This is a genomic window from Caldimonas taiwanensis NBRC 104434 (assembly GCF_001592165.1).
Lineage (GTDB): Bacteria > Pseudomonadota > Gammaproteobacteria > Burkholderiales > Burkholderiaceae_C > Caldimonas > Caldimonas manganoxidans.
This window is the reverse complement of sequence record NZ_BCWK01000009.1, coordinates 15929-39628: the sequence shown is the minus strand read 5'-3', so window position 1 is coordinate 39628 and position 23700 is coordinate 15929. Positions and strand designations below refer to the sequence as shown.

The window sequence follows — 23700 nt, the reverse complement described above, 5'->3', positions numbered from 1 at the left end:
CGTAATGATCGCACAATGGCGGCCATGCAGATTTCTCGCCCCCACTCTTTGCTCGCTGGCCTCAGCCCCGAGACCTTCATGCGCCGATACTGGCACAAGCGACCTTTGCTGGTGCGCCAGGCCTTGCATCATCGTCCCGATTTGCCCACGCGCGATCAACTCTTCGCATTGGCCGCGCGCCCCGATGTCGAGTCCCGCCTGGTGCGCCGCACCGAGCGCGGCTGGCAGCTGCGGCAGGGCCCGATGTCACGCCGGGCGCTGCCGCCGCTGTCGCGGTCTGACTGGACCTTGCTGGTGCAGGGGGTCGATTTGCACCATGAGGGCGCCCACCGGCTGCTGCAGGCGTTTCGCTTCGTGCCGGATGCGCGCTTGGACGATTTGATGATCTCGTATGCCAGCGATGGCGGCGGGGTCGGGCCGCATTTCGATTCGTACGACGTGTTCTTGCTGCAGGTGCATGGACGCCGGCGTTGGCGCATCGGCCGACTGGCCGATGACCGCTTGCTGGAGGGCGTGCCGCTGCGGATCCTGGCGAACTTTCGTGCCGAGGAGGAACATGTGCTGGAGCCGGGCGACATGCTCTACCTGCCGCCACGCTGGGCGCACGATGGTGTGGCCGAGGGCGAGTGCATGACCGCGTCGATCGGCTTTCGGGCCCCCCGCCGTGAGGAATTGCTGCGTGAGGTGCTCGTGCGCGAACTGGAAGGCCGTGAGACGGAGTCCGACGGCGTGCTCTATCGTGATCCGCAGCAGCCGGCCACGGCCACCCCGGCACGCATGCCGCAAGCTCTGCAAGACTTCGCGGTGCAGGCGGTGCAATCGCTGTTGCGCGATCGCCGGGCGCTGGAATGCGCCTTGGGTGAATACTTGAGTGAACCCAAGCAAGGCGTGTGGTTCGAGCCGGGCCCGGGGGGCGATCTCTCTCAGGGGCTGAGGCTGGACCGGCGCACCCGGATGCTGTATGACCGGCACCATGTCTTCATCAATGGCGAGGCTTTTCGCGCCGCAGGGGCCGACGCGCGGTTGATGCGTCGCTTGGCCGATCGTCGCGAACTGGATGCTGCGGCCTGGCGCTTGGCCAGCGATGAGGCCAAGGCGCTGCTCATGCAGTGGGCCGAGGATGGTTGGCTGCATCCGCTGGGCCCAGCGTCGACCTGAGCGCTGAGCTGAGGCGAGGACCGATCCATGGAGACTCCCCGCACCGCCACCCCCGTGGCACCCATGGCCAGCCGTGCCGATTTCCATCGGGCGATCGCCGAGGCATTCGAGCGGGCCGCCGACGTGGGGTGCCGCGAGATCTGGCTGTGCGATGTGGACTACGCGGACTGGCCGCTGGGCGAGCGCGCCGTGGTGCAGTCCCTCACGCGCTGGGCCTGCGCCCATCGGCGACTGACCCTGCTGGCCAGCCGCTTCGACGAAGTGCCTCGGCGCCATGCGCGATGGGTCGCTTGGCGGCGTCATTGGGGGCATGTGGTGGACTGCCTGGCGTTGCCGCAGGTCGAGCCCTCGCAAGTGCCATGCTTTTGGTTTGCCCCCGGCTTGCAGGCCGTGCGCCTGGTCGATCCTCGGCGCTACCGGGGCTTCGTGGACACCACCCCGGCCGAGCTGCTGCGCATGCAAGACCGCGTGCGCGAACTGGCCCGCTGGGGCATCCCAGACTTTCCGGTGACCACCCTGGGTTTGTGATTAAGTGCAAACCCTATATAATGTTTGATGGTTTGCTCTAATCAAACCGCCGCAGGGTCAGGCTTGGATTCAAACTCTTTTACAAGTTGAAACCCGGCGGTTGCAACCAGCCCAGATCACTCATCACCTGAACCTTTCGAGGAAAGTGCAATGAACAAGTCGCTCGTGTTGGCTTCCATCGTCGCTGCCGTCGCCCTGGCCGCTTGCGGCAAGAAGGAAGAGCCGGCGCCTGCTGCCGAGGCCCCTGCTGCCGCGCCCGCTCCGGCTCCCGCTCCCGCTCCTGCCGAAGCCGCTTCGCCGGTGGCCGAAGCCGCGTCCGACGCGGCTGCGCCGGCGGCCGACGCTGCTTCGCCCGCTGCTTCGCAGTGAGCGTTTCGACGCCTGCAAACAAAAAGGCCGCCTGCGGGCGGCCTTTTTACTGGTGGGGCGATTCTCGATCGGTAAATCGGGATGCCAAGTCACAAACCAACAAACCCTTGAATATATTGGTGACAAATATTTCAAGGGTTTTTCAGGCTGGCGGGGTTATCGGAGGTCTTCGGCCAGCAGGTTCACGATGCGCCGGGCCGTCTGGCTGCGATCGGGCTCACCTTGCTCGTTTTGCACGAGTACCAAGCTGCGATCGCCCTCGGATTGCAGGGCGATGCGGTAACGCTGAGGCGAGGGCGTCTCGTCGTTGCCGCGCCCGAACATCCGTCCCAGCAAACCGGGCTCGGGTTGCGGGGGGCGGGGCGGCACATAGCGCACGAAATACAGGCCACGGGCGCGGTCGCGGTCTTCGACGGTGAAGCCGCTGCGGTCCAGCGACAGGCCCAGGCGGCGCCAGGCGCGATCGAAGCCATCGTCGATTTGCACACCGATGGTGCCGCCTTGTTCGACCACGCGGGCACGGGCGGGCGCTTGGCGGGCCTGCTCGTGGAGGGTTCGTGCCTGCTCGGGGGATTGGCCCAAGTGGGTGAGCAACCGCGTCAGCATCACGGCTTCCAGCTCGGGGTCGGCTGGACGAGGCTGCCAGCGCGTGATTTCTTGGCGCTGGTCGACATACACTTCTTCCATGCCCCGGTGGCTGATGTAGATTTCGCTGCCGCCTTGCGCGGTGCGTTCCACGCGGGTGCGGTAGCGATCGACTTCGCCGGTGGAGTACAGAGAGTCCAGCACGCGACCCAGCGTGCGTCGGATGATGTCGTTGGGCAGCTTGGCGCGGTTTTCGGCCCACTCGGTTTCCATCACGCCGGCTTCGGGCGAGTCCAGCGTGAGCGTCAGGCCCAGCTCTTGCCAGAAGCTGCGCAGCTTGGGCCAGAGTTGTTCCGGCGGCATGTCCACCACGAGCCAGCGTTGATTGCCGGCGCGCTCGATGCGGGCCGTCCCCAGCTGGTTCGGAGCCACCGTGACCGTGGCACCGGACGATGCGCGCGCGCTTTGGTAACTGGCCGCACTGATGCTGCCGCCAGAGGGCAGGTAGCGTGAATCTCTCGAGAGCTGGGTCAGATCCGGGGGCACATCCAGCGTGCTTTCACGCATGGTGCTGCCACTGCGGTAATCAACCTTGTCTCCCGACAGGACATTGGACACCGACGAGCAGCCGGCCAGGGCCAAGGCGCAGGCAGCCACGATGGGCCGGGACAGGGGCAGTTTCTGCAAAGGCATTCTCCGTAAGCGCTGAAGACGAGACCGTGGAATGCCGCCGGCCTCGTCGGGCCGGGGCGGCGGCAGGCTCAAATCAGACCCGCCTCACGCAGGGCTTGTTCCAAGGCGCCGTGGTGGGCTTCGCTCAAGGGGCTGAGCGGCAGGCGCAGGCCCCCGCGGATGCGTCCCATGCGTTGCAAGGCCCACTTCACGGGGATGGGGTTGGGTTCGACGAAAAGCAGTTTGTGCAGCGACAGCAGGCGCAGATGGATTTCGGCGGCGCGGCGCGCATCGCCGGCGATGGCCGCCATGCACAGCTCGTGCATGGCCCGCGGAGCGACGTTGGCGGTGACGCTCACGTTGCCATGGCCGCCCAGGAGCATCAGGGCCACGGCCGTGGGATCGTCGCCCGAGTAGATCGAAAAGCCGCGCGGAGCATGTTTGATCAACCAGGCAGCCCGATCGATGTTGCCGGTGGCTTCTTTGATGCCGATGATGCCAGGCACCTGGGCCAAGCGCAGCACGGTCTCGTGCTGCATATCGGCCACTGTGCGACCGGGCACGTTGTACAGCACCATCGGGATGTCCACCGCCTCGGCGATGGCCCGGAAGTGGCGATACATGCCTTCCTGGGTGGGTTTGTTGTAGTACGGCACCACTTGCAGGGTGCAGTCGGCCCCGGCCTGTTTGGCGAACTTCGACAGCTCGATGGCCTCGCGTGTGGAGTTGGCACCAGCCCCGGCCATGATGGGCACGCGGCCCTTGGCATGTTCGACGGCCACTCGGATGATTTCGGCCTGTTCTTCCACGGTGACGGTGGGAGACTCACCGGTGGTGCCGACCACGCCGATGCAGTCGGTGCCTTCGGCAATGTGCCAGTCGATGAGCTTGCGCAGACCGTCGTAATCGATGCTGCCGTCGTCATGCATGGGCGTGACCAGGGCCACGATGCTGCCAGTGATGGGTTTCATGCGGGTCATCCTATGAATTCATCGATTCTACCCACGGCCGATCCGCACACTGGCGGCTTGGGGCGGGTTCAGTCCAAGCGGTGCCGCGCCACGCAGGAGGCGGCTTCCCGCACGGCTGCCAGGCGCTGCACGAGGCGCTCCGGGGCCCGCAGCCATCCTTCTTCGTAAGCCACCACGCGCAAGTGGGGGCGCGCAGCCTCCAGCAGTTCGCCCGGACGTAACAGGAAGTCGGGATGGCGCGGCCGGCCCACCGTCTCGTGACCGAGCGCGAAGGTCTCGTAAATCAGCACACCGCCGGGAGCCACGGTGTCAACGAGGATGGGCAGCAGGGGGCGCCAGAGGTAATTGGTGACCACCACGGCGTCGAAGTGCCGGCCTTCGAAGGGCCAGGGGCCGTTTTCGATGTCGGCCACGACGATCTCGCCCAGTGGGCGCAGCGGCTCGACCGCCTGTGCGTCGCGGTCCACGCCGGTGACCGGGTGCCCGCGCGCGGCCAGCCAGCGCAGGTGACGCCCACTGCCGCAGGCCACGTCGAGCACGGTGCCGCCGGCCGGGATCAGCGCGGCCCAGCGCCGCACCCAGTCCGAGACGTGCGTGTTCCCGTGGGTGCTGGGCTCGCTCATCGGGGCCGGGCCTCCCGACGGAGGGCCGCCAGGGCCATGCGGTCGACGATGGCCGGCGCGATGAGCTTGAGCCAGCGCCCGAGTCGGCCTTGCGCCGTCATCACCACGTCACGGCGGCGACGTTCCAGGCCTTGCAGGATGAGGCGGGCGCAGGTGTCTACCGGCATGGCGCCGCGCTCGTCCAGGCCACTGACGCCGGCCGGCTGGCCGGCGGCATTGAAGCCGCGCCGGCGGATTTCGGTGGCCACCACGCCGGGATAGGCGATGGTCACGCTGACGCCGGTGCCGATGAGTTCGACGCGCAGCGCCTCGAAAAAGCCCGTCATCGCAAACTTGGTGGCGCTGTAGGCCGTGCGGCCGGGCACGCCCACCAGGCCGGCCAGGCTGCTGACGGCGCACAAGCGCCCTCGGCTGGCCAGCAGATGCGGCAAGGCTGCATGGGTGCACCAGACCGCGCCCCACAGGTTGATGCGCATGAGCTGTTCGTACCAGCCAAGGTCTTGGACCTCGCGCAGCAAGGCATGGGCGGACATGCCGGCATTGTTGATGAGGGTGTCGATGCGACCATAGGTCTGAACGGCGGCCTGCATCAGGGCGCGGCACTCGGCCTGCACGCTCACATCGGTCGGCTGCACCAGCACCTCGGCGCCGTGTGCACGGCACTGGGCGGCCACCGCGTCCAAGCGTTGCCGTTGGCGTGCGGCCAGCACCAAGGCGGCCTGCGGGCCGTGACGCTGCGCGAGCTGACGCGCCATTTCGGCGCCGATGCCTTCGGAGGCACCGGTCAAGACGATCACTTGCATGGGACGCCTAGAAGCAATTCCAGAACTGCTGGGCCAGCTCGAACACCATGGCCGGCTGGGCATACCAGGCGAACACTGCCAGCAGCACGAGCAGGCCCAGCGTCCAGGCCAAGACCTGGAGTGGGCGCAAGAGGGGGCGCTTCGGGATCATGGTCACATCATGCCGCAGCCGGGGCGCTCCGTCGAATGGCGGTTTCCCGCACGGGCAGGTTGACCAAGGCCGCAAAGACGCCCAGGGCCACGGCAATCCACCAGACGATGTCGTAGCTGCCCGTGCTGTCGTAGAGCCGGCCCCCCAGCCACACACCCAGGAAAGAGCCGATTTGGTGACTGAAGAAGACGAAGCCGCCCAGCATCGACAGGTATTGCACGCCGAAGATCTGGGCCACCACGGCATTGGTGGGCGGCACGGTCGACAGCCACAGCAGGCCCATGACGGCCGAGAAGACGTAGACGCTCATCGGCGTGAGCGGCGCCCACAGGAAGGCCACGATGGCCACCGAGCGCAGGAAGTAGATCGCCGCCAGGATGTGGCGTTTGGCCAGGTGTTGGCCCAGGACGCCAGCGGCATAGGTGCCGAAGACATTGAACAGACCGATGAGCGCCAGCGCATAGGTGGCCACTTCGGGCGACAGGCCTTGGTCCTTGAGGTGGCTGGGCATGTGCACGCCGATGAACACCACTTGGAAGCCGCAGACGAAGTAGCCGGCCATCAGCAATTGAAAGCTGCGGTAGCCGAGGGCTTCTCGTATGGCTTGGCCGATGCTTTGCTCGAAGCCCGCGGCCGAGGCGGCCCGCCGGGGCTCCTTCAGGCCCTGGGCCAGCGGCATGATGGCCAGCGCCAGGCAGCCCAGGATGAAGAGGGCGTTTTGCCAGCCGAAGCCGCCGATCAGCCAGTTCTCCACCGGCACCATCAGGAATTGGCCAAAGGAGCCGGCCGCGGCGGCCACGCCCATGGCCCAGGAGCGCTTCTCGGGGGCCACATTGCGGCCGATCACGCCGTAGACGACGGCATACGTGGTGCCTGCCTGGGCCATGCCCAACAACAGGCCGGCGCTGCCGGTGAAGGCCAGACCCGACGTGGCCAGGGCCATCAGCACCAGACCGACGGCGTACAGCGCGGCGCCGGCCAGCAGCACGCGAAAGGCGCCGAAGCGGTCGGCCAGCATGCCGGCGAAGGGGCCGGTGGCTCCCCACATGAGGTTTTGGACCGCAATGGCAAACGCGAAGGTCTCGCGGCTCCAGCCACGTTCCATCGTGATCGGCTGCAGCCACATCCCGAAGCCGTGGCGGATGCCCATGGACAGGGTCACGATCAAGGCGCCACAGATGAGCACCTGCGTCATGGACAGCTTCGGGGTGGCGGTGGAGTTCATGGCTGAACTGTAGCCAAGCCGCCGCCAGTCTGCTGGCGCTGCGCACTTTGGGTTCAGCTGGCATTCAGCTTGGCGGTCGGCGGCGCGGTCGGCCTAGAATGCGCCGCCATGGCGAGCAAAGCGCAACATTCCTACGGCGAGGCGTCGATCCGGGTGCTCAAGGGCTTGGAGCCCGTCAAGCAGCGTCCGGGCATGTATACGCGCACCGACAACCCGCTGCACATCATTCAAGAGGTCATCGACAACGCGGCCGACGAGGCCTTGGCTGGCTTCGGGCGGCGGATTTCGGTCACCTTGCACACCGATGGGTCGGTCAGTGTCGAAGACGATGGTCGAGGCATTCCCTTCGGGCTGCACCCCGAGGAAAAGGTGCCGGTGGTGGAGATCGTCTTCACGCGATTGCATGCCGGCGGCAAGTTCGACAAGGTCAGCGGCGGGGCCTACAGCTTCTCCGGCGGGTTGCACGGGGTTGGCGTGAGCGTGACCAATGCGCTGTCCAAGCGCCTGCAGGTGCAGGTCTGGCGCGACGGCCAGGTGGCCAGTCTGGCGTTTGGCAGTGGCGAGGTGATCGAGCCCCTGGCCGTTCGAAAAGCCGAGCCCGGGGCGCGTCGTCACGGCACGACGGTGCGGGTATGGCCTGATCCAAAGTATTTCGACAGCGCCCAACTGCCTCGGCCCGAGCTGGTGCACTTGCTGCGCAGCAAGGCAGTGTTGATGCCCGGGGTGACGGTTACCCTCACCGAGGAGAAAACCGGCGAGACCCAGACCTGGCTGTACCAAGGGGGCTTGCGAGACTATTTGTTGCAAACCTTGCCGGCCGATCCGCTGATCTCGCTCTTCGAGGGCGAGCACTACGCCGAGGAAGGGGAGACGGAAAACTTCGCCGAAGGCGAGGGCGCAGCCTGGTGTGTGGCATTCACCGAGGAGGGAGCGCCCGTGCGTGAGAGCTATGTCAACCTCATTCCCACGGTGGCCGGGGGCACGCACGAGGCTGGGCTGAAGGACGGCTTGTTCGCCGCGGTCAAGGGCTTCATCGAGCTGCATGGCCTGCTGCCCAAAGGGGTGAAGCTGATGCCCGAGGATGTGTTCTCACGGGCGAGTTTCGTGCTGTCGGCCAAGGTGCTGGACCCGCAGTTCCAGGGGCAGACCAAGGAGCGGCTCAACAGCCGCGATGCGCTGCGCTTGGTGTCGGCGTATGTGAAGCCGGCGATGGAATTGTGGCTGAACCAGCATGTGGACCAGGGCAAGCGCCTGGCCGAGTTGGTGATTCGACAGGCCCAGGCACGCCAACGCGCCGGGCAGAAGGTCGAGAAGAAAAAGGGTTCGGGCGTGGCCGTGCTGCCGGGCAAGCTCACCGACTGTGAAAGCCGTGACCTGTCGGTCAATGAAGTCTTTTTGGTCGAAGGAGATTCCGCCGGCGGCAGTGCCAAGATGGGGCGCGACAAGGAGACCCAGGCCATCTTGCCGTTGCGCGGCAAGGTGCTCAACGCCTGGGAGGTCGAGCGCGATCTGCTGTTCAAGAACAATGAGATCCACGACATTGCCGTGGCCATCGGCGTGGACCCGCATGGGCCGACGGACGATCCCGATTTGTCGGGGCTGCGTTACGGCAAGATTTGCATCTTGTCGGATGCGGATGTGGACGGCTCCCACATCCAGGTGCTGTTGCTCACGCTGTTCTTCCGCCATTTCCCCAAGCTGATCGAGCGTGGCCATGTGTACGTGGCCAAGCCGCCGCTGTTTCGCGTGGATGCCCCGGCGCGCGGCAAGAAGCCCGCGGCCAAGCTCTATGCGCTGGACGAGGGCGAACTGGCCGCCATCCTGGACAAACTGCGCAAGGAAGGGTGCCGGGAAGGGGCGTGGACGATCAGCCGTTTCAAGGGCTTGGGGGAGATGAGTGCCGAGCAACTGTGGGAGACCACGCTCAACCCCGACACCCGGCGCCTGTTGCGCGTGGCCTATGGGGACCTCGGCTTTACCGACACCGAGCAGCTCATGAACAAGCTCATGGGCAAGGGCGAGGCGCAGGCCCGGCGCGAACTGATGGAGTTGCACGGCCACGCGGTCGAGGTGGACATCTGACGAGGGGCGCCAACCGTGCTGGGCAATACCCGGGTCCGCTTGCGGCCCACCCTGATCGACGACCTGGACGAGGTCGTGGCGATGGAGAACGACCCGGTCAACCGGCCGACCATCACCCCCTGGGACCGCACGCAGCACGAGGCAGCGGTGCGCTTCCCGGATTTCCGGCATTTCATCGTGGAGACCGGGGATTCGCATGTGCCGGTGGGGTTCGTGATTTTGGTGGGCTGTCGCAACCGTCACCGCTCAATCGAACTCAAGCGCATGGTGATCCAGCCCAAGGGGCAGGGTCTGGGGCGCGCCTGCTTGCGGCTGCTCAAGCGCATTGCCTTCAATGACCTGGGCGCGCATCGCTTTTGGCTCGATGTGCGGCCCTATAACACCCGTGCCAAGGCGCTGTACGACACCGAGGGCTTCGTGGAGGAAGGCCGGCTGCGCGAAAGCGTGCTCACCGACCATGGCTTCGAGTCGCTGATCGTGATGTCGATGCTGGAAGACGAATATCGTGCCCGCGTGGACAGGGGCCTGGAAACGGCCGACTGATGGGCGGCACCACACAAGTCATGATGGATCAGACGAGCTTGGATTTTTCGATGGGTGGCCAAGGCGGCGACAGCCTGACCCTGGCCCGTTATGCCGAACGGGCTTACTTGGAGTACGCGCTGAGCGTGGTCAAAGGCCGCGCCTTGCCGGATGTGTGTGATGGCCAAAAGCCGGTGCAGCGTCGCATCCTGTATGCGATGGAGCGCATGGGGCTGAGCTTTACCGGCAGCGGCGGGGCCAAGCCGGTCAAGAGCGCGCGCGTGGTGGGCGATGTGCTGGGCCGCTACCACCCGCACGGAGACACCGCGGCCTATGATGCGTTGGTGCGCATGGCGCAGGACTTCAGCCAGCGCTATCCGTTGATCGATGGGCAGGGGAATTTCGGCTCGCGCGATGGCGACGGTGCGGCGGCGATGCGCTACACCGAGGCGCGTCTGGCGCCGATCGCCCGGCTGCTGCTCGATGAGATCGACGAGGGCACGGTCGATTTCGTTCCGAACTACGATGGCTCCACGCAGGAGCCGCGTCAGCTGCCCGCACGGCTGCCTTTCGTGCTGCTCAACGGCGCCAGCGGCATCGCGGTGGGCCTGGCCACCGAGATTCCCTCGCACAATCTGCGCGAGGTCGCCGCCGCAGTGGTGGCTTTGATCAAGAACGAGAAGCTCACCGATGAGGAGCTCTTCGCGCTGCTGCCCGGCCCGGATTTTCCCGGAGGTGGCCAGGTGATCAGCAGCGCGGCCGACATCCGCGAGGCCTACAGCAGCGGACGCGGCAGCCTCAAAGTGCGGGCTCGCTGGAAGATCGAGGATCTGGCGCGCGGCCAGTGGCAGCTGGTGGTGACCGAGCTGCCGCCGGGCACCAGCGCGCAGAAGGTGCTGGAGGAAATCGAGGAGCTGACCAATCCCAAGGTCAAGGCCGGCAAGAAGGCGCTGAGCACCGAGCAGATCCAGCTCAAGACCACCGTGCTGGCCGTGCTCGATGCCGTGCGCGACGAATCGAGCAAGGAGGCACCGGTGCGCCTGGTGTTCGAGCCCAAGACCAGCCGCATCGATCAGCAAGAGCTCATCAACACGCTGTTGGCGCACACCAGTTTGGAAAGCTCGGTGCCCGTCAACCTGACCATGGTCGGCAGCGACGGCCGGCCCACGCAGAAGTCCATGCGCCAGGTGTTGACCGAGTGGATCGGCTTCCGTTTGGCCACCGTGGCGCGTCGCACGCGCCATCGGCTCGACAAGGTGCTTGACCGCATCCATGTGCTGGAGGGCCGGCAGCTGGTGCTGCTGAACATCGATGAAGTGATTCGCATCATCCGCCACGCCGATGAGCCCAAACCGGCGCTGATCGAGCGCTTTGCCTTGAGCGAGCGCCAGGCCGAGGACATTCTCGAGATCCGGCTGCGTCAGCTGGCGCGCCTGGAGGCGATCAAGATCGAGCAGGAGCTCAAGGAGCTGCGCAGCGAACAGACCAAGCTGGAGGAGATCCTGGGCAGCCCGGCCGCGCTCAAGCGCACCGTGGTCAAGGAAATCGAGGCGGATGCCAAGCAATACGGCGACGAACGACGCACCTTGATCCAGGAGGACAAAAAGGCGGTGGCCGAGGTCAAGGTGATCGACGAGCCAGTCACGGTGGTGGTCAGTCAAAAGGGCTGGGTGCGTGCCCGCCAAGGTCACGGCCACGACCCGGCGAGTTTTGCGTTCAAGGCTGGCGATGGCTTGTACGGCACTTTCGAGTGCCGCACGGTCGATACGCTGCTGGTCTTTGGCAGCAATGGGCGCGTCTATACCGTGGCAGTCAGTGCCTTGCCGGGCGCCCGCGGCGATGGGCAGCCGGTGACCACGATGATCGAGCTGGAGCCGGGCACCCAGCTGGCGCATTTCGTGGCCGGATCGCTGGATGCGACGTTCCTGTTGGCCAACACGGCCGGTCATGGCTTGTTGGCACGCATCGGTGACATGGTGTCGCGTCAGAAAGGCGGCAAGAGTTTCCTCGACCTGGATGAAGCTGCCCGCCTGCTGCCGCCAGCGCCGGTGGCTCCCGGGGCCGATCAGGTGGCCTGCTTGTCGCTGAGCGGGCGGATGTTGGTCTTTCCGTTGAGCGAGCTGAAGCTTCAGCCCAAGGGCGGGCGTGGGCTGACTTTGATGGACGTGGATGCGAAGGATCCGCTGGTGTCGGTGGCGGTCTTTGCCGGGACCGTGAAGGTGCTGGGCACCGGCCGCGGGGGCAAGGCCAAGGAAGAGGACTTTCGCGGCGCTGCCTTGGCCGAATTCACCGGTCGGCGCTCTCGCAAAGGCAAGGCCCTGGGTTTCAAGGCCACCCGTGTGCTACCCGGCTGAGTCCTGCCCGGCGGTGCTGGCCGCTTGCGTCACCACCAAGTGCACGAACTGCAGCTTGGCCACGGCCGTGCGCGACAGCACGAAGGGGTAGAAATCGGGCTGGCCCATGCTGCGCGACAGTTCGTTGAGCACGCCGGTCAGTTCGGTCCAGGCGTTGACCACGGACAGAAAGCGCTGTGCATCAGGGTCTTGCGGGCGGTACAGGCAGTCGGTGGTGAAGGGTTCATAGCCGGTTTCGAGTTCATCGGCTTCCAGCCCGAAACTCAAAGCCGTGTCCAGGGTGTCCACCATGTGCAGGTAATGGGCCCAGGTTTCGGCCCAGTCTTCCCAAGGATGGGCGCTGGCATAGGCGCTGACATGGTGCAGCGACCACTGCGCGGGCGGCCCCTCGGCATAGTGACGTTGCAAGGCCGCGGCGTAATCGCGCCGCTCGTCACCGAAGACGGCGCGAAATTCATTCAGCCAAGCGCTTTGGGCCACCAGCCGAGCCCAGTAATAGTGGCCGACCTCGTGGCGCAAGTGGCCCAGCAGGGTGCGATAGGGCTCATGCAGTTGTCGGCGCACGCGCTCGCGGTGAGCGTCGTCGGCCTCGGCGATGTCCAGGGTGATGATGCCCTGCGCATGCCCGGTCACCACGGCAGGGCCGCCCGGCACGGCGCGCAAAAAGTCGAAGGCCAGGCCGTGCTGCGGGTCTTCACCGAGACGTGAGCGCACGGGGAGTTGCAGCGCCAGCAGGGACGACACGAGCCGGGCCTTGGCCGCTTCGATGCGCTGCCACAGCTGCGCGTTGTCGGGCTGGCTCAAGTCGGGGATGGTTCGGTTCAGGCGGCAGGATCGGCACAGCGGATTGGGGTCGTGCTCGGGCACGAGCCAGTTACAGCCCGCCGGTGAGTCGAAGTTCGCGCAGCGGCGGTAGCGCGGCGAGGCGCTGCCGTCGGCCAATGCCCACAGCCCGGGCGCCTGTGGGTCCGCTTGCAGCGCGAGCACCTGAGCGCGCGTGGGTTCGTAACCCAAAGGGGCATGGCAGGCCAGGCATTGGCTGTTGCGAAAGAACACCGGGCGCTGGCACACGCAACGGTAGGCCCGCCAAGCCCGCGGCTGGCGCTGGGGTTTCCAGTCTTGGCCGAGCCGGTCGGACAGAGTGTCGAAAAAACCCGCCATGGCAGCCCCTGGAGACGGTCATCTCAGCGCGCACGCAAGCCGGCCCACAGCACCAGCCCCACCATCAGGAAAAGCAAGCCGCTCCAGGCTTCATACGGCAGGCCCAAGAGGTTGACCGCAGCGTCCATGCACGAGGCCGAGATGCGAAACAGAAACGGCACGGCGCTTTCCAGACCCAGGGCGCCGATGATGCGGTCGGCCAGCGTGAGGTTGCAGGAAAACTCCTGGGCCGCCACCCGATTCTGATAGACCGCCGCGGCAATGCCTGAGGCGGCCAGGGCCAGGCCCACACCAGCCAAGCCCCGCTGCAGGCCCCGCACGGGCAGCAGCAGGGCCAGCGCGGCCAGCAAGGCGATGAGCAGGAAGATCACGCGCTGCAGGATGCACCATGGGCAAGGCTGCATGTCGAAAACGTACTGTGATACCAAGGCGGCGGACACACCGCCCAGGCACAGCACGATGACGGCCGCGCAGGCCGTCTTGAGGTTCCAGCGGTTCAAGGCGCGGCCCTCATTCCACTTCGGCGATCAATTCGATTTCGACGCAGGCGCCCATCGGAATCTGGGCCACACCGAAGGCGCTACGCGCGTGGGCGCCTTTGTCCCCAAACACTTGCCCGAGCAGCTCGGAGGCGCCATTGGTCACCAGGTGCTGCTCGGTGAAGCTGGGGGTGCTGTTGACCAGGCTCATCAGCTTGACGATGCGCTTGACTTTGTTCAAGTCACCCACTGCCGCCTGCAAGGTCCCCAACAGGTCGATGGCCACCGCACGCGCGGCCGCCTTGCCTTCTTCGGTGCCCAAATCCTTGCCGAGCTGCCCCACCCAGGGTTTGCCGTCTTTGCGGGCGATTTGGCCGGAGAGGAAGACGAGGTTGCCCGAGCGCACGAAAGGCACGTAGGCGGCCGCCGGGGTGGCCACCGGCGGCAGTTCGATGTTCAGGGCTTTGAGCTGGTTGTAAACGGACATGTCATGGCTCCTTGCAGGACAGCCAGCAATCCTACACTTCACATCACGAGGCGTTCAGGGAGGACGTCGGATGGCGACGAGGGGCAGGTGGGGCCTGGTGTGGGCCCTGGCAGGCTATGGCTTGGGCACGCTGTGGCAGTTGCAGCAGGCGGCCCTGTGGCCTGGGTGGCTGGATGCGGCGGTCTTGGCGCTGGCGGGGCTGGGCGCAGCCGCGCTGTGGCGGTGCCGCACATGCCAACACCGGGGGTGGTATCTCGCGGTGGCGCTCGTGGCGGCCCTGCTGGGCTTCAGTCTGACGGAGCTGCGTGCCCATGGGCGTTTGGCCGATCGGCTCGACCCGGCGCGCGAGGGGGAAGATCTCGAACTGGTGGGGCGCGTGGCCGGTGTGCCGCTGTGGCGCGAGGGCGCTGTGCGCTTTGCCTTCGAGGTGGAGGCGGTGCGGCCGGCCTGGGCCGACCCGGCGCAGGGCGCGCGAGCTCCGCAGGAGCTCGGGGTGCCGCGGCGGGTTCTGCTGAGCTGGCGCGGGGGGCTCCAGGAGGGGCGGTTGCAGCAGCGGCCGCCGCACGATTTGACCGCTGGCCAGCGTTGGCAGCTCGTGGTGCGGCTGCGGCAGGTGCACGGCCGTTTCAACCCGAATGGGTTCGACGCCGAGCTGTGGTTGTTCGACAACGGGTTCGGCGCCACCGGCCATGTGCGTGCGCTGCGCAGCCAGCGCCATCGCAAGCTCGACGAGGCCGACGGACATCTGGTGGACCGCTGGCGCCAGGCCGTGGCGGTGCGTATCGCCGAGCGGGTGAGCGATGCGCGTCTGGCAGGGGTGCTGGCCGCGCTGGTGGTGGGCGAGCAATCGGCCATCGACCGGGCCGATTGGGATCTCTTTCGCATCACCGGCGTGGCTCATTTGATGGCCATCAGCGGCTTGCACATCACGATGTTCGCATGGCTTGCCGCGGCCGCGTTGCGCCGGCTGTGGCGCATGCAGCCGGCCTGGACGCTGGCCCTGCCCGCGCCGGTGGCAGCACGCTGGGGGGGCTTGGCGCTGGCCACGGGATATGCGGTGTTCTCGGGCTGGGGCGTGCCGGCCCAGCGCACCGTGTGGATGTTGGCCACCGTGGCGGTGCTGGCGCAGCTGGGGCGGCGCTGGCCCTGGGGCCTGATGCTGCTGGTGGTGGCCACGGTGGTGGCCGCGGTCGATCCCTGGGCCTTGCTGCAAGCGGGGTTTTGGCTGTCCTTCGTGGCAGTGGCGCTGCTGTTGGCCAGTGCAGACCACGACTGGGTGCAAGCCACTTTGGCGGCCGACCCCGGCAGCCGGGCCCGCTGGCGGGACTGGTTGCAACGCTCAGTGGGCGCGGGGTTACGCACCCAGGCGATCGCCACCGTGGGTCTGGCCCCGTTGACGCTGGTGTGCTTCCAGCAGGTCTCGCTCGTGGGCTTTCTGGCCAATCTGGTGGCCGTGCCGGTCGTGACCCTGGTGGTGACCCCGCTGGCCCTGCTCGGTGTGATGTGGCCCGCGCTGTGGGACGGGGCGGCTGCGGTGTTGGCCGCGTTGACGGCCGGCTTGACCTGGCTGGCGGCTTGGCCGCAGGCGCAGTGGGTGACAGCGGCTGCGCCGATGTGGGCCGTGGCCGTCGGCCTGGCCGGCGGGGCGCTGGCGGTGTTGCCTTGGCCGCTGACCTTGCGTCTGCTCGGGCTGGCCTTGATGTTGCCGCTGCTATGGCCCCCGGTGCCGCGTCCGGCGCCAGGGCAGTTCGAGGTGATCGCGCTGGACGTGGGGCAGGGCACCGCGGTGGTGGTGCGCACCGAGCGCCATACGCTGGTGTACGACACCGGCCCGGCATACACGGCCGACGATGACGCGGGGCAGCGTGTGTTGGTGCCGGTGCTGCAGTCGCTGGGCGAGCGGCAGGTGCACCGGCTCGTGCTGTCGCACCGCGATGCGGACCACGTGGGCGGGGCACGGGCCTTCTTGCGTGCTTACCCGGACACCCCCGTGATGAGTTCGCTGGAGCCGACGCATGAGTTGCTTGGCGCGGTGGCTTCGCACACGCCCTGCACGGCCGGCCAAGCCTGGCGCTGGGACGGGGTGGATTTCGAGATCCTGCATCCGGGGCCCGAAGACCGTTCGCCACCGCTTCAGCCCAACCAGGTGTCGTGCGTGCTCAGGGTTTCGACCCCACGGCACCGCGCCTTGCTGACCGGGGACATCGGCCGCCGCGAGGAGTTGCGGCTCGTCCAGACCCAGGCCGAGCGACTGGCTGCCGACTGGCTGCTCGTGCCGCACCATGGCAGCCGTAGCTCCAGCAGCGAGGAGTTCTTGCTGGCCGTCCAACCGCGGGTGGCCGTGTTTCAGGTGGCGCATCGCAGCCGCTTTGGCCATCCGGCCCCTTCGGTGTGGGCCCGCTACGGGCAGCAGGGCATCGAGCGCATCGCCACCCCGACCTGCGGGGCGTATCGCTGGATGGCCGGCCGCGGGCGCTGCGAGCGTGACCTGCGCCGGCGATACTGGCACCATCGCACAGGAGGGCCTCCCCAGTTTGGAGTTGAACTGGGCCCGGAAATTGCTTCAAGTGCGGCCAAGGGAATCGAGTGATGAGACCGAGCTTCGACGAGATGCACGCCACCAGCACCACGGTGCGTGATCATTACAAAGCCTATGACCGCTGGCTTGCCCGTCAGCCCCGCGATTTGATGCAGGCCAGGCGTCGCGAAGCGGAGATGATCTTCCGTCGCGTGGGCATCACCTTTGCCGTGTATGGGGACAAGGACGAGGACGGCTCGGGCACCGAGCGGCTCATTCCCTTCGACCTGATCCCGCGCATCATTCCGGCGGCCGAATGGCGGGTGCTGGAGCGTGGGCTGGTGCAGCGGGCCTCGGCGCTCAATCGTTTCATTCACGACATCTACCACGGCCAGGACATCCTGCGTGCCGGCATCGTGCCGGCCGAGCAGGTGTTGCGCAACAGTCAATACCGCCCCGAGATGCAGGGCGTGGATGTCAGCGCTGGGGTGTATGCGCATATCGCGGGCATCGACATCGTGCGCGCCGCCCAGCCCGATGGCAGTGGCCGGTATTACGTGCTGGAGGACAACCTGCGCGTGCCCAGCGGGGTGAGCTACATGCTCGAAAACCGCAAGATGATGATGCGGCTGTTTCCCGAGCTGTTCAGCGAGCACGCGGTGGCGCCGGTGGCGCATTACCCGGATTTGCTGTTGGAGACGCTGCGCGCGGTGGCCCCCTCGGGCGTGAGCGAGCCCACGGTGGTGGTGCTCACGCCGGGCATGTACAACTCGGCTTATTTCGAACATGCCTTCTTGGCCCAGCAAATGGGGGTCGAGCTGGTGGAAGGGCAAGACTTGTTCGTCAAGGACGGCTTTCTCTACATGCGCACCACGCGCGGCCCGCGTCGGGTGGATGTGATCTATCGCCGGGTGGATGACGACTTCCTCGATCCGCTGGCGTTCCGACCCGAGTCCGTGCTGGGCTGCGCGGGTCTGCTCGACGTCTATCGCGCAGGCAACCTGACGGTGGCCAATGCCATCGGCACCGGGATTGCCGACGACAAGTCCATCTATCCCTACGTGCCGAAGATGGTGGAGTTCTACCTCGGCGAAAAGCCGCTGCTGGACAACGTGCCGACCTATCTGTGTCGAGAGCCGCAGGATTTGCAGTACGTGCTGGACCATCTGGCCGATCTGGTGGTCAAGGAAGTGCACGGCGCCGGTGGCTACGGCATGCTCGTGGGGCCGGCGGCCACTCGGGCCGAGATCGAGGACTTCCGAGCCCGGCTTTTGGCCGATCCGGCCCGCTACATCGCCCAGCCCACGCTGAGCCTGTCGACTTGCCCGACCTTCGTCGACAGCGGCATTGCACCGCGTCACATCGACCTGCGTCCGTTCGTGCTGACCGGTAAGACCGTCCAGATGGTGCCGGGGGGCTTGACTCGCGTGGCGCTGGCCGAAGGCTCGCTCGTGGTCAATTCTTCGCAGGGCGGTGGCACCAAGGACACCTGGGTATTGGAGGCCTGAACATGCTGTCGCGCACGGCAGACCACCTTTTTTGGATGGCACGCTACATGGAGCGCGCGGAAAACACCGCGCGCATGCTCGACGTGAACTACCAGACGCTGTTGATGCCTCGCGGCGCAGCGTCGGCCGAGCAGCTGTGGCGAGGCTTGCTGGGCATTTGCGAGCTGGCCGGTGACTACAGCGAGCGTTATGGCGCGATCCACTCCCGCCAGGTGATGCACTACATGGTGTGCGACGAGCGCAATCCTTCGAGCATCCTGTCGTGCCTGCGCGCGGCCCGCGAGAATGCCCGCGCGGTGCGCGGGGCACTCACCACCGAAGTCTGGGAAACACAGAACCAGACCTGGCTGGAGTTTCGGCGGCTGATCGCCGAAGGGCATTTCGAACGTGAGCCGGGCGAAGTGTTCGAATGGGTGAAGTTCCGCTCCCACCTGTCGCGCGGCGTGACCCTGGGCACGATGTTGCAGGACGAGGCCTTCCATTTCTTGCGCTTGGGCACCTTCCTGGAACGTGCGGACAACACGGCGCGGCTGCTGGACGTGAAGTTCCAAGGCATGGAGGGCGACTACTTCGGCACGTTCGCGGCGCGGGAGCAGGAATATGACTTCTACCACTGGTCGGCCATTCTGCGGTCGGTGTCGGGCTTCGAGGTCTACCGCAAGGTCTATCGCGACGTGATCCGGCCCGAGAAGGTGGCCGAGCTGCTGATCCTGCGCCCGGACATGCCGCGTTCACTGGCGGCCTGCGTGGCCGAGGTGGTGTCCAACCTCGCGCACGTGGCCAACGATCAGTCCGCGGAAACCCGAAGGCGGGCCGGACGGCTGCATGCCGATCTGCAGTACGCCCGCATCGACGAGATCCTGTCCACCGGGCTGCATGCCTACTTGACGCAGTTTCTCGATCGCATCGGCGATCTGGGCCGTGGCATCAGTCGCGACTTTTTGGTGCCCACGGCCTGAGTCGCCGCTTGGCTCGGCACGGCAGCCAGTCCAACGGGGCGGGCCGCGGGCCGTGAGATCTGGCACGGGCGGCAAGGGCTGGGACAGCGTCCCACGTGAATGCGGGGTATGCCGAGCGCCCCCACAGGCGCATCATGGGTGACATCGTTCAGCCGTCCCGAGGTGTCCCATGTTTCCCTTCACGAGCAAGTCCGGCAAGGCGGCCGCCCGGGCCTCGCAGGCACTTCGGGCGTCGTTGGAACAGGGCATCGTTCGGCCGACCGAGTCGGCCACCGAGAAGGCTTGGTGGATGGATTCGGCACACGAGCTCGAGCAGGGCTTGGAGGTGACCGAAATCACCGAGCCGCCCGACGAGCTGTTCAGTGCGTCCGGCCCGCGCTGAGCGGGGCGGTGGCGGCCTGCGACTGCACCGCCTGCGCCACGGCGGCACCGAGTTCGATGACGGCCATGGCGTAGTAGCTCGACCAGTTGTAGCGCGTGAGGGTGTAGAAGTTCGAGGTGCCGGCCACATAGCTGGGTGCTTGCTTGCCGTTTTGCAGTTCCACCAAGGCCAGCAGGCCGGTGTGCTCGGTGGCCGCTTCGGGCAGCCAGGCTTGGCGGTCGAGGAATTCTTGCACCGTGAAGCTGGGGACGATGTCCGGGGCCAACAGCTCGGCCCGCCGAGTCGCGTCCTCGGGAGGGCGCACTTCGAAATGGGTGGGCAACCCGCGGGTCCAGCCGAACTCGGCCAGGTAGTGAGCGATGCTGCCGATCACGTCCGGGACGTTGTTGTGCAGGTCCACCCGACCGTCGCCATCGAAATCCACGGCATAGCGGTTCCAGCTGCTGGGCATGAACTGCGGCAGGCCCAGTGCCCCTGCGTAGGAGCCCCGCAGCGAGGCCGGATCCAGGCCCTCGCTGGCGGCCAGCACGAAGAGCTGGCCCAGCTCTTCCCGGAAGAACGCACTGCGGTCGCGTCGGCCGGAGGGAAAGTCCAGGCTGAGGGTGGCCAGGGCGTCCAGCACCCGAAAGCCGCCCATGTGGCGTCCGTAGAAGGTTTCCACGCCGATGATGCCCACGACGATTTCCGCCGGCACCCCGTACAGCTGCTCGGCCTTGCGCAGCCAAGCCGCATGCTCGCGCCAGAATTGGGCGCCCAGGCGCACCCGCCGCGGCTCGATGAAGCGGGCGCGGTAGGCCGCCCAATCCTTGGCCGTGCCGGCCGGCGCGGGCATGACCAGGCGCTGCACGGCCGGCAGCACGCGCGCCTGGGCCAAATGGCCGCGCACCCATGCGGCGTCCAGCCCATGGCGTTGGGCAATCTCGTCGGCCAGCGCCATGGCCTCGGCGCGGCCTGCATAGGTGAGCTCGGTGTTGTCGGCCACAGGCCGTTTGGAAGGGGCGCGGGCCGCAGCAGGGGCAGTCCACGCCACCAGGCTGGCCAAGACGAGGCTCGCCAGCGTCAAGGCCAGGGACGAGCGTGGGGGGCGCAACAGGGTGTCAGGCATCGGGCAGGTGTCGGACATGCTGGCGCAAACGGCGCAACAGGGTCCGTGAAGGATTGCGTCTCAGTGTAGTGGCAGCGCGCAGGGCTGACCAGGCTCCCGGGGCGTAACGCAGGGCCTCCATCTCCAGCAAAACGCCTTCGACCGCACGCGCTGCGGGGCCCCAGCGCTGGCGGGCCTGCCGGGCGAGTTCGCGCGGTGTGCTGGCATCGCTGCTGGCCAGTCCGCGCCGCCCCAGCACGGCGCGCATGCGCCGCCATGTGGCCAGCCAAGGGTCGACTTGGCGTCCGTTCCACCAGGCCCAGGCGACCACGGCTGCACTGGCGGCCACCATCAACCCCAGTAGCACCAGCACCAAGTCCTGCCAGCCGGGCGAACGCAGGCCCAAATGGCGCAACAGCTCGAGCTGACGGCTGCGCGAGTGGTTCAGCACCCATTGGTTCCAAGCGGTGTTCAGGGCTTGCCACTGGTGGCGCCATTGCGTCAGCAGGCCTGGGGTGACGGTGTCCAGGGCGGTGGCCAGCAGCCCGGGGGGCGGGCGCAGCGCGGCATGCCGCATGATGCGCTCCGGCGCGACGGCTGCCGTGGGGTCCAGGCGCACCCAGCCTCGTTCCGGCTGCCAATATTCCACCCAGGCGTGGGCGAAGCTGTTGCGCACCAGGTAGTAGCCATCCACCGGATTGCGCTCGGCCCCCTGGTAGCCGGTCACGATGCGGGCCGGCACGTCCATGGCGCGCAGCACCACGGTGACGGCTGCGGCGAAATGCTCGCAGAAGCCTTCGCGGCGATCGAGCCAGAACTCATCGATCGCGTGACGGCCCTGTGCGTCGCCGTAGACCCCAGGGCTCAGGGTGTAGGTGTAGCCTGCGCGGCGGATGTGATCGAGCAGGGCTTGGGCCAGGGTGTCGGCGCTGGCTTGGGCCCAGCGCGGATCGCGGCGCATCTGGGCCGCCCAGGCCAGGGTGCGCGGGTTGTAGCCCGCGGGCAGCTCCACATAGTGCCGCAAGCCGGCCACCGGCTCCGCAGGGCCGTGCTCGAAGCGTGTATAGGCGGTGGAGCGCAGGCGCAACCGCTCGTCCAGCGGACGGTCCGTGGCCCATTGCAGGTCGGCTCGCTGACGCAGCGGCCACGCCTCGGGCAAGCCGGTGGGCACTGCGGGCGTGAGTTCCAGCAGAGGCAGCACGGCCACCTTGGTGGGCTCCAGCGTGATCTCGTAGTCGATCCCGCTGGCCAGATCCGGGCGGGTGTGCGGGCGCAGCAGCCCCGGCAACGCGATGCTGGGTGACAGCGGGCGCCACTGCCGACCGTCGAACTCGCTGAGCACCGGCCCACGGAAGTACAGCTGCTCGGCCGGCGGCGGCGCACCGAAGAAGCGCAAGCTCATCGCCACGCTATCGTCCAGGGCCAGCTCGGCCACACTGCCCAGGCTCAGGCGGTTGGACAAGCCGGTGCGGGCATCCAGGCCGTCACCGGGCACGCCCCACAGCGGGGCGATACGGGGGAACAGCAAAAAGAGCACCACCATGATCGGTGCTCCCAGCCCGCACAGGCCAGCGGCCAAGCCTGCCGCTTGGCGCAGGCTGGGCTGGCCCACCGGCATGTGGGCCAACACCAAGGCGGTCAGCAAGCCCCAAACCGCCACCACCATCGCGATGGCCACCGGCAGGGCCTGTGAGTACAGAAAATGGGTCAGCACCAGGAAGAAGCCCAGGAAGAAGATCACGAACGCATCGCGTCGGGCGCGCAGCTCCAAGGTCTTCAAGGCCACCAACACCACCAGCAGGGTCACGCCGGCCTCCTTGCCCAGCAGGGTTCGGTGGGTCCAGGCGGTGGCAGCCAAGGTCAATAGCAGCAGTCCGCCCAACACCCAGCGCCCCGGCAATGCGCGGCCGAGCACGGCCAAGCGGGCGCGCCAGGCCAGCATGACCGCGGCCAGACCCGTGCACCACAGCGGCAGGTGAGCTGCGTGAGGCGCCACCACCCAGGCGATCACGGCCAGCAAGAACAAGGTGTCGCGGACCTCGCGCGGCATGGCGCGCAGACGCGACCCGAAGGCGGCAGGGCGAGACATCGAACGGGTCATGACCACAAGGCCAGGGCTTGCAGGCAGGCACGCTGGTGTGCCAAGCCTCGGTCAGGGGGCAGTTCCAGGCCCGGCAGTCGCAGGCCGTACCGCAGGCCGCGTTGTTCGGCGGCCAAGACCCAGGCGCACAGGCGGGACAGGCGCTGCTCGGTGTCTGCTGCGCCGGCGGCCTGCCAGTCCAGCCAGAGTTCGTGCTGGGCATGGCTCGTGCTTTCTCGGCTGACGAGCTGGTCGGTCTTGGCGACCTTCTTCCACACCACTCGCCGGGGCGAGTCTCCCCGTCGGTAGGCGCGCACGCCGTCGGGTTCCAGGCCGCGTGGGTCGGCCCGCAGGCTTGGACCTTCGCCCTCAGCTTCGGCCGGTGGCAGCGCGGTTGCGCTCGGGTCGGGGCGGGGATAGACCAGCACGCGGGCTGCCGGATGCCAGGGGGCCCAGGCCTTGAAAATGCCCAGCGGAAAGCGCGTCTCGATGCGCAGCGGTGGCAGGTCCAACCAGCCGCGCCGTGGGGCCGGCACGCCCAGATGCACCCGGGCCATGCCGGCAGGCGGGACGTCCGTCCAAGCCCAATGGGGACGGTGGCGTTTGGGCCGCGCCACCCTCAGCCCAATGCCATGACGAGCGCGAGGCTGGCTGTGCTGCAGCGTGATTTCGAGGTGGGCGTCTTCGCCAGCGAAGCATGGCGGGCCCGGACGCAGTGACAGATGCAGGCCGCGCAGGGTGCCATGGGTCAGGGGCATGCTCACGGCCGCAGCCCCGGCCAGCAGGAAGGTCAGCAGGTAGCCCAGATTGAGCTGGTAGTTGATCGAGGCCAGCAGCAGCACCAGCAAGGTCAGGGCGAACAATGCGCCGGGTCGAGTCGGCAGGATGTAGACATTGCGGTGGGTGAGCTGCAGGGTGTCACTGCGCGGATGACGCAAGGCCCACCAGCGCTGCCATCGCTCGCGCCAGATCCGGCGGGGCAGGGACAGGGCGCTCATT

22 protein-coding genes are annotated in these 23700 nt (G+C 67.1%); 10 read left to right on the top strand and 12 right to left on the bottom strand.

The genetic code is table 11. The features are described 5' to 3' along the window. Nucleotides 1-24 precede the first annotated feature (24 nt). From CTA01S_RS09465 to CTA01S_RS09455, 3 genes are all read left to right on the top strand, one after another. Complete coding sequence (locus CTA01S_RS09465) at nt 25-1158, top strand: JmjC domain-containing protein (protein ID WP_062195084.1); 1134 nt, start codon at nt 25-27, stop codon at nt 1156-1158. A 27-nt stretch (nt 1159-1185) separates the two neighbouring features. Beyond that, nucleotides 1186-1686 carry a hypothetical protein gene (locus CTA01S_RS09460; protein ID WP_157451340.1) on the top strand — a complete coding sequence of 167 codons (501 nt, stop codon included), beginning with the start codon at nt 1186-1188 and terminating at the stop codon, nt 1684-1686. Nucleotides 1687-1836: 150 nt separating this feature from the next. Continuing rightward, nucleotides 1837-2055, top strand: a complete 219-nt coding sequence (locus tag CTA01S_RS09455; RefSeq protein ID WP_062194898.1) for a hypothetical protein — start codon at nt 1837-1839, stop codon at nt 2053-2055. A 156-nt stretch (nt 2056-2211) separates the two neighbouring features. On the opposite strand, the gene bamC is transcribed toward CTA01S_RS09455, so the two are convergent. From bamC to CTA01S_RS09430, 6 genes are all read right to left on the bottom strand, one after another. Then, nucleotides 2212-3333 carry an NlpB/DapX family lipoprotein gene (gene bamC / locus CTA01S_RS09450; protein WP_062194894.1) on the bottom strand — a complete coding sequence of 374 codons (1122 nt, stop codon included), beginning with the start codon at nt 3331-3333 and terminating at the stop codon, nt 2212-2214. A 68-nt stretch (nt 3334-3401) separates the two neighbouring features. Further along, nucleotides 3402-4292 (bottom strand): 4-hydroxy-tetrahydrodipicolinate synthase, encoded by an 891-nt coding sequence (dapA, locus tag CTA01S_RS09445; RefSeq protein WP_019560424.1) that lies wholly within the window; start codon nt 4290-4292, stop codon nt 3402-3404. A gap of 59 nt (nt 4293-4351) precedes the next feature. Further along, nucleotides 4352-4906 carry a class I SAM-dependent methyltransferase gene (locus CTA01S_RS09440; RefSeq protein WP_062194890.1) on the bottom strand — a complete coding sequence of 185 codons (555 nt, stop codon included), beginning with the start codon at nt 4904-4906 and terminating at the stop codon, nt 4352-4354. Then, on the bottom strand, nt 4903-5709 hold the full coding sequence (locus tag CTA01S_RS09435) for an SDR family oxidoreductase (protein WP_062194888.1): 807 nt from the start codon (nt 5707-5709) through the stop codon (nt 4903-4905). Before CTA01S_RS09435 ends, CTA01S_RS09440 begins: the two co-directional genes overlap by 4 nt. Nucleotides 5710-5716: 7 nt before the next feature. Further along, nucleotides 5717-5860, bottom strand: coding sequence for a hypothetical protein (locus CTA01S_RS16725; protein ID WP_019560421.1), 144 nt, complete (start codon nt 5858-5860; stop codon nt 5717-5719). A 7-nt stretch (nt 5861-5867) separates the two neighbouring features. Next, the gene (locus CTA01S_RS09430) at nt 5868-7085 is read right to left on the bottom strand and encodes an MFS transporter (protein ID WP_062194886.1); all 1218 of its coding nucleotides are present in this window, start codon (nt 7083-7085) and stop codon (nt 5868-5870) included. A gap of 108 nt (nt 7086-7193) precedes the next feature. On the opposite strand from CTA01S_RS09430, the gene CTA01S_RS09425 reads away from it, so the two are divergent. The 3 genes from CTA01S_RS09425 to parC are packed head-to-tail and all read left to right on the top strand — an operon-like array spanning nt 7194 to nt 12043. Then, nucleotides 7194-9167: a DNA topoisomerase IV subunit B gene (locus tag CTA01S_RS09425; RefSeq protein ID WP_062194884.1), complete on the top strand. Its 1974-nt coding sequence runs from the start codon at nt 7194-7196 to the stop codon at nt 9165-9167. 15 nt (nt 9168-9182) lie between these two features. After that, nucleotides 9183-9710 (top strand): GNAT family N-acetyltransferase, encoded by a 528-nt coding sequence (locus CTA01S_RS09420; protein WP_062194881.1) that lies wholly within the window; start codon nt 9183-9185, stop codon nt 9708-9710. A gap of 20 nt (nt 9711-9730) precedes the next feature. Then, on the top strand, nt 9731-12043 hold the full coding sequence (gene parC, locus CTA01S_RS09415) for a DNA topoisomerase IV subunit A (RefSeq protein ID WP_062195081.1): 2313 nt from the start codon (nt 9731-9733) through the stop codon (nt 12041-12043). On the opposite strand, the gene CTA01S_RS09410 is transcribed toward parC, so the two are convergent. Genes CTA01S_RS09410 through CTA01S_RS09400 form a run of 3 tightly spaced genes read right to left on the bottom strand, consistent with a single transcriptional unit; the run spans nt 12032 to nt 14170 of the window. Beyond that, a complete protein-coding gene (locus CTA01S_RS09410; RefSeq protein WP_062194880.1) occupies nt 12032-13204 on the bottom strand; it encodes a zinc-binding metallopeptidase family protein in 1173 nt (390 codons plus the stop codon). The genes parC and CTA01S_RS09410 overlap by 12 nt on opposite strands. A 23-nt stretch (nt 13205-13227) precedes the next feature. Next, nucleotides 13228-13704: a disulfide bond formation protein B gene (locus tag CTA01S_RS09405; RefSeq protein WP_062194879.1), complete on the bottom strand. Its 477-nt coding sequence runs from the start codon at nt 13702-13704 to the stop codon at nt 13228-13230. A gap of 10 nt (nt 13705-13714) precedes the next feature. Next, the gene (locus CTA01S_RS09400) at nt 13715-14170 is read right to left on the bottom strand and encodes a RidA family protein (protein ID WP_062194877.1); all 456 of its coding nucleotides are present in this window, start codon (nt 14168-14170) and stop codon (nt 13715-13717) included. Between the two features lie 97 nt (nt 14171-14267). On the opposite strand from CTA01S_RS09400, the gene CTA01S_RS09395 reads away from it, so the two are divergent. The 4 genes from CTA01S_RS09395 (at nt 14268) to CTA01S_RS09380 (ending at nt 19537) form a co-directional block, all read left to right on the top strand. After that, on the top strand, nt 14268-16760 hold the full coding sequence (locus CTA01S_RS09395) for a DNA internalization-related competence protein ComEC/Rec2 (protein ID WP_232301036.1): 2493 nt from the start codon (nt 14268-14270) through the stop codon (nt 16758-16760). Next, nucleotides 16760-18196, top strand: a complete 1437-nt coding sequence (locus tag CTA01S_RS09390; RefSeq protein WP_062194875.1) for a circularly permuted type 2 ATP-grasp protein — start codon at nt 16760-16762, stop codon at nt 18194-18196. The genes CTA01S_RS09395 and CTA01S_RS09390 overlap by 1 nt, the downstream gene beginning before the upstream one ends. Nucleotides 18197-18198: 2 nt before the next feature. Next, nucleotides 18199-19155, top strand: coding sequence for an alpha-E domain-containing protein (locus CTA01S_RS09385; RefSeq protein WP_019560411.1), 957 nt, complete (start codon nt 18199-18201; stop codon nt 19153-19155). A gap of 169 nt (nt 19156-19324) precedes the next feature. Further along, the gene (locus CTA01S_RS09380) at nt 19325-19537 is read left to right on the top strand and encodes a hypothetical protein (RefSeq protein ID WP_062194872.1); all 213 of its coding nucleotides are present in this window, start codon (nt 19325-19327) and stop codon (nt 19535-19537) included. On the opposite strand, the gene mltB is transcribed toward CTA01S_RS09380, so the two are convergent. Genes mltB through CTA01S_RS09365 form a run of 3 tightly spaced genes read right to left on the bottom strand, consistent with a single transcriptional unit; the run spans nt 19515 to nt 23699 of the window. Then, a complete protein-coding gene (gene mltB / locus CTA01S_RS09375) occupies nt 19515-20660 on the bottom strand; it encodes a lytic murein transglycosylase B (RefSeq protein ID WP_084362384.1) in 1146 nt (381 codons plus the stop codon). The genes CTA01S_RS09380 and mltB overlap by 23 nt on opposite strands. After that, nucleotides 20635-22710 carry a transglutaminase TgpA family protein gene (locus CTA01S_RS09370; RefSeq protein ID WP_062195077.1) on the bottom strand — a complete coding sequence of 692 codons (2076 nt, stop codon included), beginning with the start codon at nt 22708-22710 and terminating at the stop codon, nt 20635-20637. The genes mltB and CTA01S_RS09370 overlap by 26 nt, the downstream gene beginning before the upstream one ends. Before the next feature lie 8 nt (nt 22711-22718). Beyond that, a complete protein-coding gene (locus CTA01S_RS09365; RefSeq protein WP_062194866.1) occupies nt 22719-23699 on the bottom strand; it encodes a DUF58 domain-containing protein in 981 nt (326 codons plus the stop codon). Nucleotide 23700: the final 1 nt, after the last annotated feature.

Bases quoted from the DNA above. Each gene is read 5' to 3' on its own strand.
- CTA01S_RS09440 (WP_062194890.1), bottom strand. From the start codon at position 4,906: ATGAGCGAGCCCAGCACCCACGGGAACACGCACGTCTCGGACTGGGTG.
- parC (WP_062195081.1), top strand. From the start codon at position 9,731: ATGATGGATCAGACGAGCTTGGATTTTTCGATGGGTGGCCAAGGCGGC.
- CTA01S_RS09435 (WP_062194888.1), bottom strand. From the start codon at position 5,709: ATGCAAGTGATCGTCTTGACCGGTGCCTCCGAAGGCATCGGCGCCGAA.
- CTA01S_RS09465 (WP_062195084.1), top strand. From the start codon at position 25: ATGCAGATTTCTCGCCCCCACTCTTTGCTCGCTGGCCTCAGCCCCGAG.
- CTA01S_RS09410 (WP_062194880.1), bottom strand. From the start codon at position 13,204: ATGGCGGGTTTTTTCGACACTCTGTCCGACCGGCTCGGCCAAGACTGG.
- CTA01S_RS09370 (WP_062195077.1), bottom strand. From the start codon at position 22,710: ATGTCTCGCCCTGCCGCCTTCGGGTCGCGTCTGCGCGCCATGCCGCGC.
- bamC (WP_062194894.1), bottom strand. From the start codon at position 3,333: ATGCCTTTGCAGAAACTGCCCCTGTCCCGGCCCATCGTGGCTGCCTGC.
- CTA01S_RS09380 (WP_062194872.1), top strand. From the start codon at position 19,325: ATGTTTCCCTTCACGAGCAAGTCCGGCAAGGCGGCCGCCCGGGCCTCG.
- CTA01S_RS09425 (WP_062194884.1), top strand. From the start codon at position 7,194: ATGGCGAGCAAAGCGCAACATTCCTACGGCGAGGCGTCGATCCGGGTG.
- CTA01S_RS09460 (WP_157451340.1), top strand. From the start codon at position 1,186: ATGGAGACTCCCCGCACCGCCACCCCCGTGGCACCCATGGCCAGCCGT.
- CTA01S_RS09365 (WP_062194866.1), bottom strand. From the start codon at position 23,699: ATGAGCGCCCTGTCCCTGCCCCGCCGGATCTGGCGCGAGCGATGGCAG.
- dapA (WP_019560424.1), bottom strand. From the start codon at position 4,292: ATGACCCGCATGAAACCCATCACTGGCAGCATCGTGGCCCTGGTCACG.
- CTA01S_RS09455 (WP_062194898.1), top strand. From the start codon at position 1,837: ATGAACAAGTCGCTCGTGTTGGCTTCCATCGTCGCTGCCGTCGCCCTG.
- mltB (WP_084362384.1), bottom strand. From the start codon at position 20,660: ATGTCCGACACCTGCCCGATGCCTGACACCCTGTTGCGCCCCCCACGC.
- CTA01S_RS09430 (WP_062194886.1), bottom strand. From the start codon at position 7,085: ATGAACTCCACCGCCACCCCGAAGCTGTCCATGACGCAGGTGCTCATC.
- CTA01S_RS09390 (WP_062194875.1), top strand. From the start codon at position 16,760: ATGAGACCGAGCTTCGACGAGATGCACGCCACCAGCACCACGGTGCGT.
- CTA01S_RS09400 (WP_062194877.1), bottom strand. From the start codon at position 14,170: ATGTCCGTTTACAACCAGCTCAAAGCCCTGAACATCGAACTGCCGCCG.
- CTA01S_RS09385 (WP_019560411.1), top strand. From the start codon at position 18,199: ATGCTGTCGCGCACGGCAGACCACCTTTTTTGGATGGCACGCTACATG.
- CTA01S_RS16725 (WP_019560421.1), bottom strand. From the start codon at position 5,860: ATGATCCCGAAGCGCCCCCTCTTGCGCCCACTCCAGGTCTTGGCCTGG.